Origin of the sequence: Brevundimonas sp. TWP1-3 (assembly GCF_049896085.1) — a bacterium.
Classification (GTDB): domain Bacteria; phylum Pseudomonadota; class Alphaproteobacteria; order Caulobacterales; family Caulobacteraceae; genus Brevundimonas.
The window spans coordinates 1,021,657-1,035,714 of the sequence record NZ_JAFCTP010000001.1; the positions used below are offsets into that span (position 1 = coordinate 1,021,657).

Annotated in this window: 17 protein-coding genes; 6 read left to right on the forward strand and 11 right to left on the reverse strand. The window is 68.4% G+C overall.

Annotated elements, in window-relative coordinates; genetic code table 11:
* Positions 1-5 precede the first annotated feature (5 nt).
* Positions 6-1,400, reverse strand: a complete 1,395-nt coding sequence (thrC, locus tag ACP693_RS05170; RefSeq protein ID WP_426018421.1) for a threonine synthase — start codon at positions 1,398-1,400, stop codon at positions 6-8.
* Between the two features lie 352 nt (positions 1,401-1,752).
* On the opposite strand from thrC, the gene ACP693_RS05175 reads away from it, so the two are divergent.
* Both ACP693_RS05175 and ACP693_RS05180 read left to right on the forward strand, forming a co-directional pair.
* On the forward strand, positions 1,753-2,700 hold the full coding sequence (locus tag ACP693_RS05175; protein WP_426018419.1) for a retropepsin-like aspartic protease: 948 nt from the start codon (positions 1,753-1,755) through the stop codon (positions 2,698-2,700).
* Positions 2,701-2,747: 47 nt separating this feature from the next.
* Positions 2,748-3,536, forward strand: a complete 789-nt coding sequence (locus tag ACP693_RS05180) for a TSUP family transporter (protein ID WP_426018417.1) — start codon at positions 2,748-2,750, stop codon at positions 3,534-3,536.
* A gap of 3 nt (positions 3,537-3,539) precedes the next feature.
* Here the strand turns inward: ACP693_RS05180 and ACP693_RS05185 are convergent, their stop codons facing one another.
* From ACP693_RS05185 to ACP693_RS05200, 4 genes are all read right to left on the reverse strand, one after another.
* Positions 3,540-3,998, reverse strand: a complete 459-nt coding sequence (locus ACP693_RS05185) for a hypothetical protein (RefSeq protein WP_426018415.1) — start codon at positions 3,996-3,998, stop codon at positions 3,540-3,542.
* 5 nt (positions 3,999-4,003) lie between these two features.
* The gene (gene pgm / locus ACP693_RS05190; RefSeq protein WP_426018413.1) at positions 4,004-5,641 is read right to left on the reverse strand and encodes a phosphoglucomutase (alpha-D-glucose-1,6-bisphosphate-dependent); all 1,638 of its coding nucleotides are present in this window, start codon (positions 5,639-5,641) and stop codon (positions 4,004-4,006) included.
* Positions 5,642-5,678: 37 nt separating this feature from the next.
* Complete coding sequence (ypfJ, locus tag ACP693_RS05195) at positions 5,679-6,530, reverse strand: KPN_02809 family neutral zinc metallopeptidase (RefSeq protein WP_426018411.1); 852 nt, start codon at positions 6,528-6,530, stop codon at positions 5,679-5,681.
* A 90-nt stretch (positions 6,531-6,620) separates the two neighbouring features.
* On the reverse strand, positions 6,621-7,010 hold the full coding sequence (locus tag ACP693_RS05200; protein ID WP_426018410.1) for a hypothetical protein: 390 nt from the start codon (positions 7,008-7,010) through the stop codon (positions 6,621-6,623).
* 106 nt (positions 7,011-7,116) lie between these two features.
* Between ACP693_RS05200 and ACP693_RS05205 the strand changes: the two genes are divergently transcribed.
* Positions 7,117-7,671, forward strand: a complete 555-nt coding sequence (locus ACP693_RS05205) for a type 1 glutamine amidotransferase domain-containing protein (protein ID WP_426018408.1) — start codon at positions 7,117-7,119, stop codon at positions 7,669-7,671.
* Here ACP693_RS05205 and ACP693_RS05210 read toward each other — a convergent pair.
* Positions 7,668-8,318: a class I SAM-dependent methyltransferase gene (locus ACP693_RS05210; protein WP_426018406.1), complete on the reverse strand. Its 651-nt coding sequence runs from the start codon at positions 8,316-8,318 to the stop codon at positions 7,668-7,670. The two genes, ACP693_RS05205 and ACP693_RS05210, sit on opposite strands and share 4 nt — an antisense overlap.
* 127 nt (positions 8,319-8,445) lie before the next feature.
* Here ACP693_RS05210 and ACP693_RS05215 point away from each other — a divergent pair, with 127 nt between their 5' ends.
* The 3 genes from ACP693_RS05215 to ACP693_RS05225 are packed head-to-tail and all read left to right on the forward strand — an operon-like array spanning position 8,446 to position 10,016.
* Entirely contained in the window at positions 8,446-8,853 is a 408-nt protein-coding gene (locus ACP693_RS05215) for a hypothetical protein (RefSeq protein ID WP_426018405.1), read from the forward strand.
* Positions 8,850-9,050, forward strand: coding sequence for a helix-turn-helix transcriptional regulator (locus ACP693_RS05220; RefSeq protein WP_039244155.1), 201 nt, complete (start codon positions 8,850-8,852; stop codon positions 9,048-9,050). The genes ACP693_RS05215 and ACP693_RS05220 overlap by 4 nt, the downstream gene beginning before the upstream one ends.
* Before the next feature lie 39 nt (positions 9,051-9,089).
* A complete protein-coding gene (locus ACP693_RS05225) occupies positions 9,090-10,016 on the forward strand; it encodes an alpha/beta fold hydrolase (protein ID WP_426018403.1) in 927 nt (308 codons plus the stop codon).
* Positions 10,017-10,181: 165 nt separating this feature from the next.
* Here ACP693_RS05225 and ACP693_RS05230 read toward each other — a convergent pair whose 3' ends face one another.
* From ACP693_RS05230 to ACP693_RS05250, 5 genes are all read right to left on the reverse strand, one after another.
* Positions 10,182-11,003: a DUF3298 and DUF4163 domain-containing protein gene (locus ACP693_RS05230; RefSeq protein ID WP_426018402.1), complete on the reverse strand. Its 822-nt coding sequence runs from the start codon at positions 11,001-11,003 to the stop codon at positions 10,182-10,184.
* A gap of 14 nt (positions 11,004-11,017) precedes the next feature.
* Complete coding sequence (locus ACP693_RS05235) at positions 11,018-12,025, reverse strand: UbiA family prenyltransferase (RefSeq protein WP_426018401.1); 1,008 nt, start codon at positions 12,023-12,025, stop codon at positions 11,018-11,020.
* A gap of 288 nt (positions 12,026-12,313) precedes the next feature.
* Positions 12,314-13,096 (reverse strand): GIN domain-containing protein, encoded by a 783-nt coding sequence (locus ACP693_RS05240; protein WP_426018399.1) that lies wholly within the window; start codon positions 13,094-13,096, stop codon positions 12,314-12,316.
* Positions 13,093-13,692 (reverse strand): DUF1700 domain-containing protein, encoded by a 600-nt coding sequence (locus ACP693_RS05245; RefSeq protein WP_426018397.1) that lies wholly within the window; start codon positions 13,690-13,692, stop codon positions 13,093-13,095. The genes ACP693_RS05240 and ACP693_RS05245 overlap by 4 nt, the downstream gene beginning before the upstream one ends.
* Positions 13,689-14,033 carry a PadR family transcriptional regulator gene (locus ACP693_RS05250; protein WP_409718184.1) on the reverse strand — a complete coding sequence of 115 codons (345 nt, stop codon included), beginning with the start codon at positions 14,031-14,033 and terminating at the stop codon, positions 13,689-13,691. Before ACP693_RS05250 ends, ACP693_RS05245 begins: the two co-directional genes overlap by 4 nt.
* Positions 14,034-14,058 lie beyond the last annotated feature (25 nt).

Here is a 14,058-nt window from a genome sequence, read left to right on the forward strand (position 1 = left end):
AGCGTTTAGTGGCGGCCTGAAAAGGCCGCCACGGCGTTCGCCGCCGCCTCCATCGTTCCATCGATAACCGTCAACCGCTCGGGCTTGTCGCCCAGAGCGGCGATGACGTTTGCGGGCTCAGGTTCGAAGCCCAGGACGTCGGAGACGAAGGCGCCGAACTTGGACGGGTGGGCGGTGGACAGGGCGACGACGGGGCCTTTGGAGCGGTCCTGGCGACGGGCGGCGGCGAGGGCCACGGCCGTGTGCGGGCAGACGACGCGGGCCCAGGCCTCATAGGCGTGGGCGATTTCGGCGCGGGTTTCGGTCTCGTCGATGGAGACGGCCGAAACCTGGGCGCGCAAGGCCGCCAGCAGGTCGGGATCGAAGGCGACGGCGCCGTCACGGGCGAAGGTCTCGAACACGGCGCGAGTGGCGTTGGCGTCGCGGCCGGTCGCCTCGAACACCAGGCGTTCGAAGTTTGACGGCGCCTGGACGTCCATCGAGACGCTGCCGCTCTCGACCGCCGCGCGGCGCGAATAGAGGCCGTCGTTGATGGCGCGGGCCAGGGCGTCGTTCTGGTTCACGGCGGCGACGAAGCCGTTGGACGGCAGACCCATTTTCGTCGCCGCGATGCCGGCGAAGGCGTCGCCGAAGTTGCCCGTCGGGACGATGAAGGTCGCCGCCTCGCCGAGTTGGGCCGTGGCGGAGACATAGTAGGGGATCTGGCCCGCCAGCCGCGCCCAGTTGATCGAATTGACCGAGGACAGGCGGCCGCGCCCGCGCAGGTTTTCGTCCGCCAGCAGGCTTTTCACCAGACGCTGGCAGTCGTCGAAATCGCCGCGCACGGCCAGGTTCAGGACGTTGTCGGCCTCGACCGTGGTCATCTGTTTGCGCTGGATCGGCGAGACGCGGTCCAGCGGGTGGAGCACGACCAGATCGACGGATTTGGCGCCGGCGAAGGCGCGCACGGCGGCGGCGCCGGTGTCGCCCGATGTGGCGGTCAGGATGGTCAGGCGCTCGCCAGAGGCGACCAAGGCCTCGTCCGTCAGGCTGGCGACCAGCTGCATCGCCAGATCTTTGAAGGCGGCGGTCGGGCCGTGGAACAGCTCCAGCACGAACAGGCCTGGCTCCAGCTCGACCAGGGGCGTGACCAGCGGATGGTCGAAGCCGGCGGTCAGTCGATCCAGCGCGCGGTCCAGCGCGCCGACGGGCAGGGCGTCGCCGATGAAGGGGGCGATGGCCTGTAGCGCGATGGACTTGTAGTCGGCCGCGCCGGTCCAGGTTTCGGGCGACAGCGGCGGCCAGGCGGTCGGCATATAGAGGCCGCCGTCGGGGGCGATGCCGCGCAGCAGGGCGTCGGCGAAATCGGTTTCGGGCGATTGGCCTCGGGTCGAGACGTAGCGGGCGCTGGATGTCGTCATGATGGTTGAGGTCGTAGCCAGACGAGGCGGCGGCGTCATCCGGTTTCTGCCCGCGTCAGGGATGAATTTGTCGGGTTTTGCGCAGTTGTGGCGGGCTTGGCGCGCGATGGGCGGTAAATGGAGGCGAGGATGACAATTTCATGCCTTGGCTTCGTTGCTCAGGTTCGTCATCCCAAGGCTTGTCCCCGGGATCCAGACTCCCGGTGCGCGAAGGTGGAGCACGCTGCGGGAAGACCGGGAGTCTGGATCCTCGCCACGAGGGCGAGGATGACGGAATAAAAGAGATGGGGGCGACGTCGTTGCGACCATTCCCCCGCTGGCGCCGGTCGTCGCGACGGTCCATGTCTGGCGTATGAGACGACGCGATCTTCTGATCCGGCTGGGGCTGGTCGCCGGTGGTGTGGGCGGGGCCTGGTGGCTGCGCGACCATGTGGTGTGGAAGGGGCCGTCCGTCGTCTTTGCGGCGGGCGGATCGACCGGTTGGCTGCCCTATGCCGAGCCGCGCGCGCCGACGCCGACGGTGGAGGTGATGGTCAACGGCAAGCCGGTGCGGGCGCTGATCGATTCCGGGGCGCAGTATTCGGTTATCGACCGGTCGCTGGTCGAGACGCTGGGGCTGACGAACGTCTTCAATATTCCGATGGTGGCTTACGGCGTCGGCGGCGATGCGCAGGTCGGGCGCGGGACGACGCTGGATGTGGCAATTGGCGGCCTGCGACTGGACGGATTGCGGGCGGCGATCCTGGGGCTGGGACCGCTGGCGAGCGAACAGGGGCTGGGGGCGGCGCTGATCCTGGGCCAGGACGTGCTGCGTGAACTGGTGCTGGAGCTGGATACGGCCGAGCATCGGATCAGGTTCCTGGCGCGAGAAGGCTGGACGCCGCCGTCGTCGCTGGCGCCCATCTCGGTGACCCGCGCGGGCAAGGCGCTGCAGGCGGCGATCACGGTCGAGGGGGCGACGGTCAATGCGGTGATCGACACCGGCGCCTCGGCGGTGCTGGCCGTGACGCGCGAGACGGCGCAGGCGGCGGGGCTGCTGGACGGGCGCGAACGGACGCCGGGCCAGAGCATCGTCCTGGGCGGCGTCGTGGGGGCGGAGACGGTCATCGTCCGCACCCTGACGATCGGCGACGAACTGTATCGCCAGGCGACGGTGGCCATATACGACGACGTCGCCGTGCCGGGCTTTCCCAAGGCGCTGGTGGGGATGGCGGCGTTCGAGAACCGGCGTCTGGCGCTGGACCTGGGCGGGCCGGGCCTGTTCGTCGAAAGGCCGATGGAGATCACGGTCGGGGGCTGAAGACATCGGGGCTGGATCGGCGGCGGGGAACGGCCTAGGTCCGCGCCATGATCGAGTTCGCCCCGGAAATCATCGCCCTGTTGTTCGCCGCAGCCGTGGCGGCGGGGTTCGTGGACGCCATCGCCGGGGGCGGCGGCCTGATCACCGTGCCCGTGCTGCTGGCGGTCGGGATCAATCCGGTGGCGGCCATCGCCACCAACAAGATCCAGGGCAGTTTCGGCACGGCTTCCGCGACCTGGACCTTCTGGCGCAAGGGACGGATCGACTTCGCCCTGCTGAAATGGCCGCTGATCTTTACGGTCATCGGCGCCGCCCTGGGGGCGGTGGTGGTCAGTTTCGTCGATGCGACCTGGCTGATGGTGCTGTTGCCGCTGCTGCTGGCGGGGATCGCGGTCTATTTCCTGGTCGGGCCCAAGGCGAGCGACGAGGATGTCCATGCGCGTCTGACACCCTTCGCCTTTGGCGCCGTGGCGGGCGGGATCGGCTTCTATGACGGCTTCTTCGGTCCCGGCGCGGGGTCGTTCTTCGCCCTGGCCCTTGTGACCCTGATGGGGATGGGGCTGACCCGCGCCACGGCCCATACCAAGGCGCTGAACTTTTCCAGCAATCTGGTGTCCGTGGTGGTGTTCGCCATCGGCGGCCATGTGCTGTGGGGCACCGGCCTGATCATGGCGGTGGGTCAGGTGCTGGGCGGCTGGCTGGGATCGCATGCGGCCATGCGGTTCGGACCCAAGCTGATCCGGCCGCTGCTGGTGGTGATCTGTATCGGCATGGTGATCAAGCTGCTGTCCGATCCCGCCAACCCGCTGAGGGCGTGGGTCGAGGGCCTGATCTGAAGCCTAGGCGGGGCCTTTGACCACCGTCACCGGACGCACCGCGCCGGGCCAGAGCTGGATGCGATAGCGGTCGTCGCCGTCCAGACCGTCCTCGGACAGGGTGTCCAGTCCGCCGTGTGAAACGCGGGCGGCATAGTCGCCGGCGGGCAAGTCGATCCGCTCGGCCTGATCGGGATCGTCGGTGCAGCCGAACACGATCAGGGTTCCGCTGGACAGGCGGAGGCCGCAGTCGCGAACCTGATCCCAGGCGTCCGGATCGGGCGTCGGCGCGGCGGGCAGGATTTCAAGTTCGACCGGCACCAGCATGTTGCGCGCCGTGCCTATGGCGATCAGGTCGGGGCCGACGGCCAGCATGGGGTCGCCGGCCGGGCTCCACAGGTCCGCGGTATCGGTGACGTAGGTTTCGTCGCAGACGTAGAACTGGAAATAGTCCGCGAAAATCTCGAAGCGGCGAACGCTCACGGACGTCAGCCCGCCAGAGCCGTCGCCACCACGGCCCTGGCCTCGGCCTGGACGGTCGCCAGATGGTCGGGGCCGAGGAAGGATTCGGCGTAGATTTTGTAGACGTCCTCGGTGCCCGAGGGGCGGGCGGCGAACCAGGCGTCGGCGGTGACGACCTTAAGGCCGCCGATGGCCTGGCCGTTGCCGGGGGCCTGGGTCAGGATGTCGGTGATGGGTTGGCCGGCCAGGGCGGTGGCGGTGATGTCCGAGGGGCTGAGGGCGGCGAGGCGGGCTTTTTCTGTGCGGGTCGCGGGGGCGTCGACGCGGGCGTAGGCGGGGGCGCCGAACTGGTCGGTCAAGCCGGCGTAGAGCTGGCTGGCGCTGCTTCCCGTGCGCGCCTGGATCTCGGCGGCCAGCAGGCACAGGATGATGCCGTCCTTGTCCGTGGTCCAGACCGCGCCGTCGTGGCGCAGGAAGGCGGCGCCGGCCGATTCCTCTCCGCCGAAGCCGACGGTTCCGTCCAACAGGCCGGGCACGAAATGCTTGAAGCCGACGGGGACTTCCAGCAGGCGGCGGCCCATGCCTGCGACGACGCGGTCGATCATCGAGGACGAGACCAGGGTCTTGCCCACCGCCACGTCCGCGCCCCAGCCGGGCCGATTGGCGAACAGATAGGCGATGGCGGCGGCCAGGAAGTGGTTAGGGTTCATCAGGCCGGCGTCGGGGGTGACGATGCCGTGGCGATCGGCGTCGGCGTCGTTGCCGAAGGCGACGTCGTAGGCCGAGCCGCCCTTCATCATGCCGATCAGACCGGCCATGGCGCAGGGGGACGAACAGTCCATGCGGATCTTGCCGTCGGCGTCCAGCGGCATGAAGGCCCAGCGCGGATCGACGGCGTCGTTGACCACCGTCAGGTTCAGCCGGTGGCGCGTGGCGATCTCGCCCCAATAAGCGACGGCCGCGCCGCCCAGCGGATCGGCGCCGATGCGGACCCCGGCGTTGCGGATGGCGTCCAGGTCCAGAACGTGGGGCAGGTCGTCGATATAGGCGGACAGGTAGTCGAACCGGCCCGCCGCCGCATGGGCCTGGGCGAACGGGACGCGACGGACCTCGGTCAGGCCGCCCTCGATCAGTTGGTTGGCGCGGGCGGCGATGGCGGCGGTGGCCTCGCCCCCGGCCGGGCCGCCTGAGGGGGGATTGTATTTGATGCCGCCGTCGCGGGGAGGATTGTGCGACGGGGTGATCAGGACGCCGTCGGCCTGGCGGCTGTTAGACCGGTTGTGCGTCAGGATGGCGTGGGAGACGGCGGGGGTGGGGGTGAAGCCGTCGCGCGCGTCGATCAGCACCTCGACCCCATTGGCGATCAGGACTTCCAGCGTGGTGCGGAAGGCGGGCTCGGACAGGCCGTGGGTGTCACGACCGAGAAACAGAGGCCCGTCGATACCCTGGGCCGCGCGGTATTCGGCGACGGCCTGGGCGATGGCCAAGATGTGCGGGCGGTTGAAGGCGCCGTCCAGGCTGGAGCCCCGGTGGCCCGAGGTGCCGAACACCACCCGCTGCATCGGGTCGGTCATGTCCGGCCGCACGGCCTCGTAGGCGCCGAGCAGGGCGTCGAGGTCGATCAGGTCTTCGGGGCGAGCGGTCGTACCGGCGCGATCATGCATCGTCAGTCAATCAATCGTTGTCGGGAAAAAGGGGCGATCAGGCGCCGGCGAAGGTATCGCACGACGCGGGGTCGCCCGACTGATAGCCGCGTTGCAGCCATTCGACCCGCTGGGCCGAGGAGCCGTGGGTGAAGCTTTCGGGCGAGACCCGTCCGCCGCCGCGACGTTGCAGGGCGTCGTCGCCGATGGCTTGGGCGGTCTTCATGCCCTCCTCGATATCGCCGGGCTCCAGCGCGACCTGGCCGTTGGAGACGGCCGCGGCGTTCTTGGCCCAGACGCCGGCGTAGCAGTCGGCCTGAAGCTCCAGCGCCACGGAATACTGATTGGCCTCGGCCTCGCCCTGGGCGCGTTGCTGGGCCTCGCGGACCTGAGCCGAGGTGCCCGTCAGGGTCTGGACGTGATGGCCGAACTCGTGGGCGATGACGTAGGCGCGGGCGAAGTCGGCGCCGGAGGCGCCCAGTTGCGTCTCCATTTCCTGCCAGAAGCCGAGGTCCAGATAGACGGTCTTGTCGCTCGGGCAATAGAAGGGGCCCATGGCGGATTGGCCATAGCCGCAGCCGGTCGATGTGCCCTGTTCGTAAATGACGACATTGGGACGCTGATAGCCGTTCAGCTTTTGCGTCCAGACATCATCGATATTGCTGCCGATGACATCGACGAAGCGTCCAGCTTGGTCCTCAGGCGTGCCGACCTGGCCCTGCTGCTGTTCCGCACCCACGCCGCCAAACTGGCTGGCCAGTTGGGTGGTGGTCGAAGGATCGATGCCGAAAACCAAATAGCCGATGATGGCCAGGACGCCGACGCCCAAACCGCCGCCCGCGATGGCGCCGCCGCCCATTCCGCGCCGATCCTCGACGCCGCCGCCTGTCCGTCCGCCCTGCCAGCGCATGTGTCGTTCTCCGCCCTATCCTCGATAAGCTAGGCCGGAACGCAGGGGCAAGGGAAGAGATGCGTCAGGTCGCGCGCTTCATTGTGGCCTTTACTGGGGACGGGCCAGCCAGTCGTCGATCTGGCTCATGCCCTGGGCCGTCTGCTCGCGGCGTTCGGCGGCGGACTGGCGCAGGGCGCGTTCCTGCTCGGGGCTGTAGAGGGGGCGAGGCGGAAGGGACTGAGTCGCGACCGGTTCACGCGCCGATTCGATGGCGCGCAGGCGAAGCTGGGTCTCGATTTGCTGCTGGCGGGCCTGGTCGGCGTTGGACTGGGATTGAACGCGCAGGCGGTCGTTTTCGTAGCGATGCTGGTCGGCGATGGCCGCAGAGACGCCGCCCGGATAGGCGCCGTAGGGCCGGCCGGGTTGGAGGTAGGTCTGGGCCAGCACGGGCGTCGCGGTCGCCGCCAGAAGGGCCGTCAGGGTCAGGATGCGTCGCATGGAAGGGATGTGGGGGCGCAGGCCGGCCGCGCCAAGCGGAGCCGCAACCCTTTGAGTTTCTGTGGGTTCATCGCGCCGAACCCCTTTCTCGAACGGAGACCCTCCCATGGCCCAATCCCTTTCCGGCAAGACCGTCGCCATCCTGGCGACCGACGGCGTCGAGCTGATCGAACTGAATGAACCGATGAAGGCGCTGAAGGATGCAGGCGCGGCGGTCGAGATCGTGTCGCTGCAGGCCGGCGACTTCCAAGGCTTCGACCATCTGACGCCGGGCGACAAGGTGACGGCGGACAAGGCGGTGGCGGCGGTGGATGCGACGTCATACTCCGCCCTGCTGCTGCCGGGCGGGGTGGCGAACCCGGACCTGCTGCGGGCCGATGCGGATGCGGTGAAGTTCGTGCGGGCCTTCTTCGATGCGGGCAAGCCGGTCGCCGCCATCTGTCACGCGCCCTGGCTGCTGATCGAGGCGGGGGTGGTCGAGGGGCGCACGATGACATCGTTCGAAAGCATCCGCACCGATCTGAAGAACGCGGGCGCGATCGTTTTGGACGAAGAGGTGGTGGTGGATCAGGGCCTGGTCACCAGCCGCAAGCCCGACGACATCCCGGCCTTCAACGCCAAGATGATCGAGGAATTCGCCGAGGGCCGTCACGACGCCTAAGGCATGGCCCAGACGGAGGACCGCTTGATTTCCTGGTCCTCCAACTCGCGCGAGGTCGGGACGCGGTATTCCGCCAAGAAATCCAGGCCTGTGCGCGGGAAGTAGGTGCGCCCCGGATCGCCGATCAGGACGCGCGTTCCCTTGGCGCGGGCCTGGGCCAGCCAAGCCAGGACGGCGTCGGTCATCGGGCGTTCGTAGCAGATGTCGCCGGCGCAGATGACCTCGATATCCGGCGGGGCGGCGTCCAGCAGATTGGTCTGGGTGAAGTCCAGCGCCACCCCGTTGGCCCTTGCATTGGCGTCCACCGCCGCCCGGCAGAAGGGATCGATGTCGGCGCACAGGACCGAGGCCGCACCGGCGTGCATCGCCGCCACGCCGACCAGGCCCGAGCCGGCGGCGAAATCCAGCACACGCTTTCCGCCGACTTCATGCGGGTGATCCAGGATATAGCGGCTGAGCGCCTGTCCACCCGCCCAGGCGAAGGCCCAGAAGGGCGGCGGCACCCCCATCTCGCCCAACTCCTCCTCCGTCAGCCGCCAGATCGGCGTGATCTCGTCGGCCAGCCACAACGAGATTTCCGGCGCATGCGGCACGGGCTGGAGCCGTGTATTGGCGCGGATGAAGGCGGCGGGATCGAGGACGGTCATGACCGCATTCTACGGGTCCGAAGAGGGGCGGAAAAGCTCAAGCGGAATGTGGGGCAGGCCTGACAAAAAGTCAGGTTGACATGACATTCAAGTGGTGTCAGGTTGTCCTTACACAAGGAGAGCCAATATGTTTGCTGCCTGGAAAAACGGAACGCCCGCGCACCGACGCTATATCATCCGCACGATGGCGTTTTCTGTACCCTATGTCGCGATCTGCATATCGATGATGACGACGGACGCCTTCGATCAGGTCGTGGGCGCGCCGGCGGCCTGGGGGCTGGCGGCGGTGCTGTCGGCGCCGGTGATCGGTCAGATCTGGGCGACCCTGGCCCTGATGCGCGAGAGCGACGAGTTCGTGCGCGGCGTGACCGCCAAACAGTTCATCGTGGCGGCGGGCCTGGCGATGGCCGTGGCGACGTTCTGGGGCTTTGGCGAGAGTTTCGCCGGGGCGCCGCATATGCAGACCTGGCTGATCGTGCCGCTGTTCTGGGCGATGTACGGGATCGTGTCGCCCTTCATAAAGACCAGCCGATGAAGAACCGTCTGAAGCTTCTGCGGGTCGAGCGCGGCTGGACCCAGGAACAGATGGGGCAGGCGCTGGGGGTGTCGCGCCAGGCGGTGATCGCCCTGGAGACCGAGCGGCACGATCCGTCGCTGGACCTGGCCTACCGCATCGCCGCGGTGTTCGAACGGCCGGTGGAAGAGATCTTCGAGAACCCGCACGCGGGCTGACCAAAAAGTCAGAATAACCTTACAATTGGAGAGTTGACGATGATGTACGTCCGTTCGGGCGCGCGCCCGATGCTGCGCGCCCTTTTCCTGGCCTCGGCCGTCGCCCTGGCGTTCGGCGCGACGGTCGCTGCGGCGCGAGCCGAGACGGTTGCGGTTGCGCCCTTTGTGTCGGACCGGCTGTCGGTCGAGGTGGCGGGCCAGGGGCCCGACGTGATCCTGATCCCTGGTCTGGCGTCCTCGCGCGAGGTGTGGCGGGCGACGGCGGATCGGCTGAAGGCGACGCACCAGGTGCATCTGGTGCAGCTGGCCGGGTTCGCCGGCGAGCCCTGGGCGCATGGCGACGGGGCCTTCGTTCAGCCCGAGGTCGAGGAACTGGCGCGCTATATTCGCGAGGCCGGGTTGGATCGGCCGGCGGTGATCGGCCATTCGATGGGCGGGTTGAGCGGCCTGTTGCTGGCTCAGCAGCAGCCGGCTCTGGTCGGGCGGGTGATGACGGTCGATTCGCTGCCCTTCTACAGCGCCATGTTCGGGCCGACGGCGACAGCCGAAAGCGCACGACCGTTTGCGGACCAGGCGGCGGGCATGATCCTGGGGGCGGACGAGGCGAGCTTCCGCACCCAGCAGGAGGCGACGGCGAAGGCCCTGTCGCGGACGCCGTCGGAACAGGCGCGGATCGTGGCTTGGTCGATGGCGACCGACCGGCGCGCGATGGCGTCGGCCATGAAGGATGTGATGACCACCGATGCGCGGCCGGGGCTGGCGGCCATGACCACGCCGGTGACGGCGCTGTACGCCGCCGATGCGGACGGCGGCCCGCCGCCGGCGCTGGCCGACGGGATGTGGGGGCGGGAGTATGCGGCTTTGCCGGGCGTGACGCTGATCCGGGTCGATGGATCGCGGCACTTCATCATGGCCGACCAGCCCGAGCGGTTCGCTGAATTGGTGGGGGCGTTTCTGGAGGAGTGATGCTGGTCCTCCCCCGAGCAGCGTAGCGAAACGGGGGAGGGGGACCGCGCGAAGCGGGGTGGAGGGGGCGAAAACCGCACGAATCTAAAACGGGGAGGGCGGTGATGCGTCCGCCCCCTCCACCCCTTCGGGGTTCCCCTCCCCCGCAGGCGGGGGAGGATTGGTTCAGCCGTTCTTGGGCGTCACGTCGCCGGCCTTGGCGGGGGCGCCGTCGAACTGGTCGGCGTAGGCGGGGGCGAGCAGGGCGCGGAAGGCGGATTGCGGCAGGGCGATCCAGTAGGGGCCGTCCGAATAGGGGCCGATCTGATACGGCCCCATCAGGAAGGTGACGCCCCCCGCCTTGCCCGGCGTCGTGCCCGGCGTCAAGACGAACGGGGTCGAGACGGCCTTGGGGCAGGTCCACATCTTGCCGTCCAGGGTCGCGGTCTCCGATCCCGGCGACCGGGCCTGTTTTGCGGCGTTGGCGGCGGCGCACAGGGCCTTGTCCAGCACCGACAGGTCGGCGCCCGGCCGGAACAGGTCGGCGAAGCCCAGCCGCTTGTTGGTCGTCTTGTCCCAGATCACCGAGGCGAAGCTGGTGTTGGGGTGGGCGCCGCCGGTGAACTCGAAATCGGTGCGGGCCAGGCTGACCAGTTTCGCGGTTTCGGCGCCGGGGGCGAAGGCGATGGTCTTCTCATAGGGGTTGGGGCCGCCGCCCGCCTCGCTGAGATCGGCCTGGGCGCCTTCCTCGAACTGCTTCAGGTCACGCACCATGTCGGCATAGAGGGCGGCGTGCAGGGCAGGCGTGGTCTTGACCGCCTGGGGCAGGGTCAGTTTGACGATGGCGTAGGGGGTCTTGCTGTCATAGCCGACCGGGGTGTTGGACGCAGGCGTAGCGACGGCGGCGGGCGGCGCCTGGGCCGGGGCCTTGTCTTCCTTGCGCTGGCAGGCGGCCAGGGTCGCGGCGACGGCGACGGACAGCAACAGGATGCGGGCGGGGTGAGGCATGAAAGGCTCCTTCATCAAACCAGGAATCCGAGCGCGATGGCGGCCAGCAGGACGAAGCCGGCCTCGCGATTGGACTTGAACAGTTTCAGCGCCAGGGCGCCGTCGTTGCGGTCGAGGCGCGCGACCTGACGCGCCAGATGGGCGGCATAGGCGATCAGGCCCAGCCAGAACAGCGGACCCAGGCCGGCGTTCAGGCCGGCTAAGGCGGCGAATATCAGGCTGAGGCCATAGAAGATCGCCACGCCGGGCCGCACGGCCGAGGCCAGGCGGCGGGCCGAGGATTTGACGCCGATCATGGCGTCATCCTCGATGTCTTGCAGGGCGTAGATGGTGTCGTAGCCGAGGGTCCAGAATACGCCCCCGAGGTAGAGAAACACCGACGGCAGATAGTCGATGGGGCCGAAAGCCACATAGACGTCGTGGCCATCCAAACCCGCCATAGCCATCGTCGTCTGTGACCACGCCACCTTGGCCGCAACCGAATATGCGGAAGCGAACCCCATCAGGGCGCCCCAGTTGAAGGTCAGGCCCAACCAGGCCTGGGGCCACCAGGTGATCCGCTTCATGAAGGGATAGGCGGCGACCAGGGCCAGCGATCCGACGCCCAGCAGGATGGCGACGGTCGGCAAGGTCAGCAGGATCGTCAGGCTGATCAGGCTGCACGCCACCACGAAGGCCCAGGCCTGTTTCACCGAGATGCGGCCCGAGGGAATGGGGCGCTGGGCGGTGCGGGCGACCTTGGCGTCGAAGTCGCGGTCCACGATGTCGTTGAAGGCGCAGCCCGCCGCCCGCATCAGACAGGCGCCGATGGCGAAGCCGACGAACAGCCACAGGTCATACAGGCCGGGCGGCTGGCGATACTGGGCCAGGGCCAGGGCGATCCCCTGCCAGCCGGGCAGCAGCAGCAACCAGATGCCGATGGGCCGGTCGAACCGCCCCAGCTTCAGCCACGGCTTCAGCCCCTCCGGCGCATGGCGGTCCACCCAGTTGGCGCCGGCGTCGGGAAGGGGGGCGAAAGTCATGCGGGTGACTTAGCGGGAATGGGGCGGGGGGTGAAGGCGTGGCCCCTTCTTTCGTCATCCTCTGGCTTTCGTCATCCTCCGGCGCGAAGCGACCGGGGGACCCAGCGGCGCGCGCGAGCGCGACACTGTCGCGGACGCGTTTTTCGACGGCTGTGCTGCGGACGCATCGCCTTCGGCGCCGCTGGGTCCCCCGGTCTGCGCCGCGAAGACGCGGCTTGCCGGAGGATGACGAAAGAAAAAGGGGGCTGGATGGATCCAGCCCCCTTCGGTTCGAAGGCGTCGCGCCGATCAGTCCTGATAGACCTCGCCCGAGCCGGTGACGGTGCTGTTCACATTGGCGGCGCGGGTGGCCAGGGCGACGTCGCCGGAGCCGGCGATGGTGACCCGGACGTCGCCGGTCGGGGCGATGCGGGCGTCGCCGGAGCCGGCGATGTCCACCGAGGCGTCGCGGGTGGTCAGGTCGCCCAGGGAGGCGTCGCCGGAGCCGGCGATGTCCACCTTCAGATCGTCGGTGCGACCCGAGGCCGTGACCTCGGCCGAGCCGGCGATGTCCAACGCCAGCGACGGCTGGTCATAGGCGTTGATCAGCAGATCGCCCGAACCGTTGGCGTTGAAGCGGTTCACCTTGGGGGCGGTGATCACGACCTTCAGCTCGTCGCGCTCGGAGCGGGCGGTGAAGTTGCCGCTGCTCCAGCCGAACACGACCCGCTCGTCGCCGTCGCCCAGGTCCAGCCGGCCGTCGACCAGGCGGACCCGGTCGGTCAGACCCTTGGGCCCGGTGATGACGACGGTGTTGGCGTCGCCCTGGATGTATTCGACGTCGATGCTGGAATCGACGGTCAGGCTCTCGCCGCCGGTCCAGGGAAGGGTGCGGGTGGTGAGGGGACCGAGGTCGTCGGTCCCGCCGCCCTTGACCCGCTCGAAGCGGACGCTCTCGCCATTGTCGTCCTTGAAGGTCCAGGCCCAGCCGTGGCGCTGGAGGTCGTGGCCGCCGATGGCGAGGGCGCCGCCGACGGTGACCAGGCACAGCACCAGGGCGGCGCCGGCGATGATGAACAGGGTGCGGATCATGCCGAAACTCCCGAAACAGGCGTGGATTGAGTGGGCGAGGACTCCAGCGCCGGCTTCAGCAGGCGATAGTGCAGGCGGGCGAACCAGACGACGCCGTTGACCAGCCAGATGGTGAAGATGGCCAGCAGGGCGCCGATGAAGACGGCGCCGGCCATCAGGCCCAGACCCATCAGGATCGCCGCGAACGGTCCGCCGGGGAAGCCGGCGAAGGGTCCGGCGACCATGATCACACCGCCGCAGATGAACAGGGCGATGGCGGCGATGAAGAAGCCGAACACGGTCCCGACCACGCCCATCAGCAGGGGCAGCAGGATCAGGATGTCGAGCGCCCCCAGGCCCAGGACCGCGAAGACGGCGGCGGCGGCGGCGGAGGGGTTCTTCTCCTGATGCCAGCGCTGGATGCCGGCCTCGGCCTTCAGCTCGCGGGCCAGGCGGATCGGATCACCTAGCGCGGATGCGACCTCGGCCTCGGTTCGGCCGGCGGCGATTCCGTCGTCGAAATGGGTCTGATAGTCGGCGATGATGTCGTTGGCGGTCGCGGTCGGCAGGCCGACGAGGCCTTCCTTCAGACGATCGATGAACTCGGCGCGCGTCATTGTGCGGCTCCCTGATCGGCGTCGTTCGCCACGACGGCGTCGACGGCCTTGGTGAAGGCGGACCATTCGGCAGTCTGGGCGGCAAGGGCCCCCCGGCCCGCTTCGGTCAGTCGGTAGTATTTGCGTGAAGGCCCGGCCGAGGATTCGACCAGATAGGTCTCCACCTGTCCGTCCGACTGCATGCGGCGCATCAGGGGGTAGATGGTTCCTTCCCCCATATCGATCGCGTCCGACAGGCGGCTGGCGATCTCGTAGGCGTAGCTGTCCGCCCGGTTCAAAAGCGCCAGGACACACAGTCCAAGCACTCCCTTCTTCAGCTGTATCTCGATGGTTTCAGGCACCTCGGCTCTCCCGTTGATGTCCATT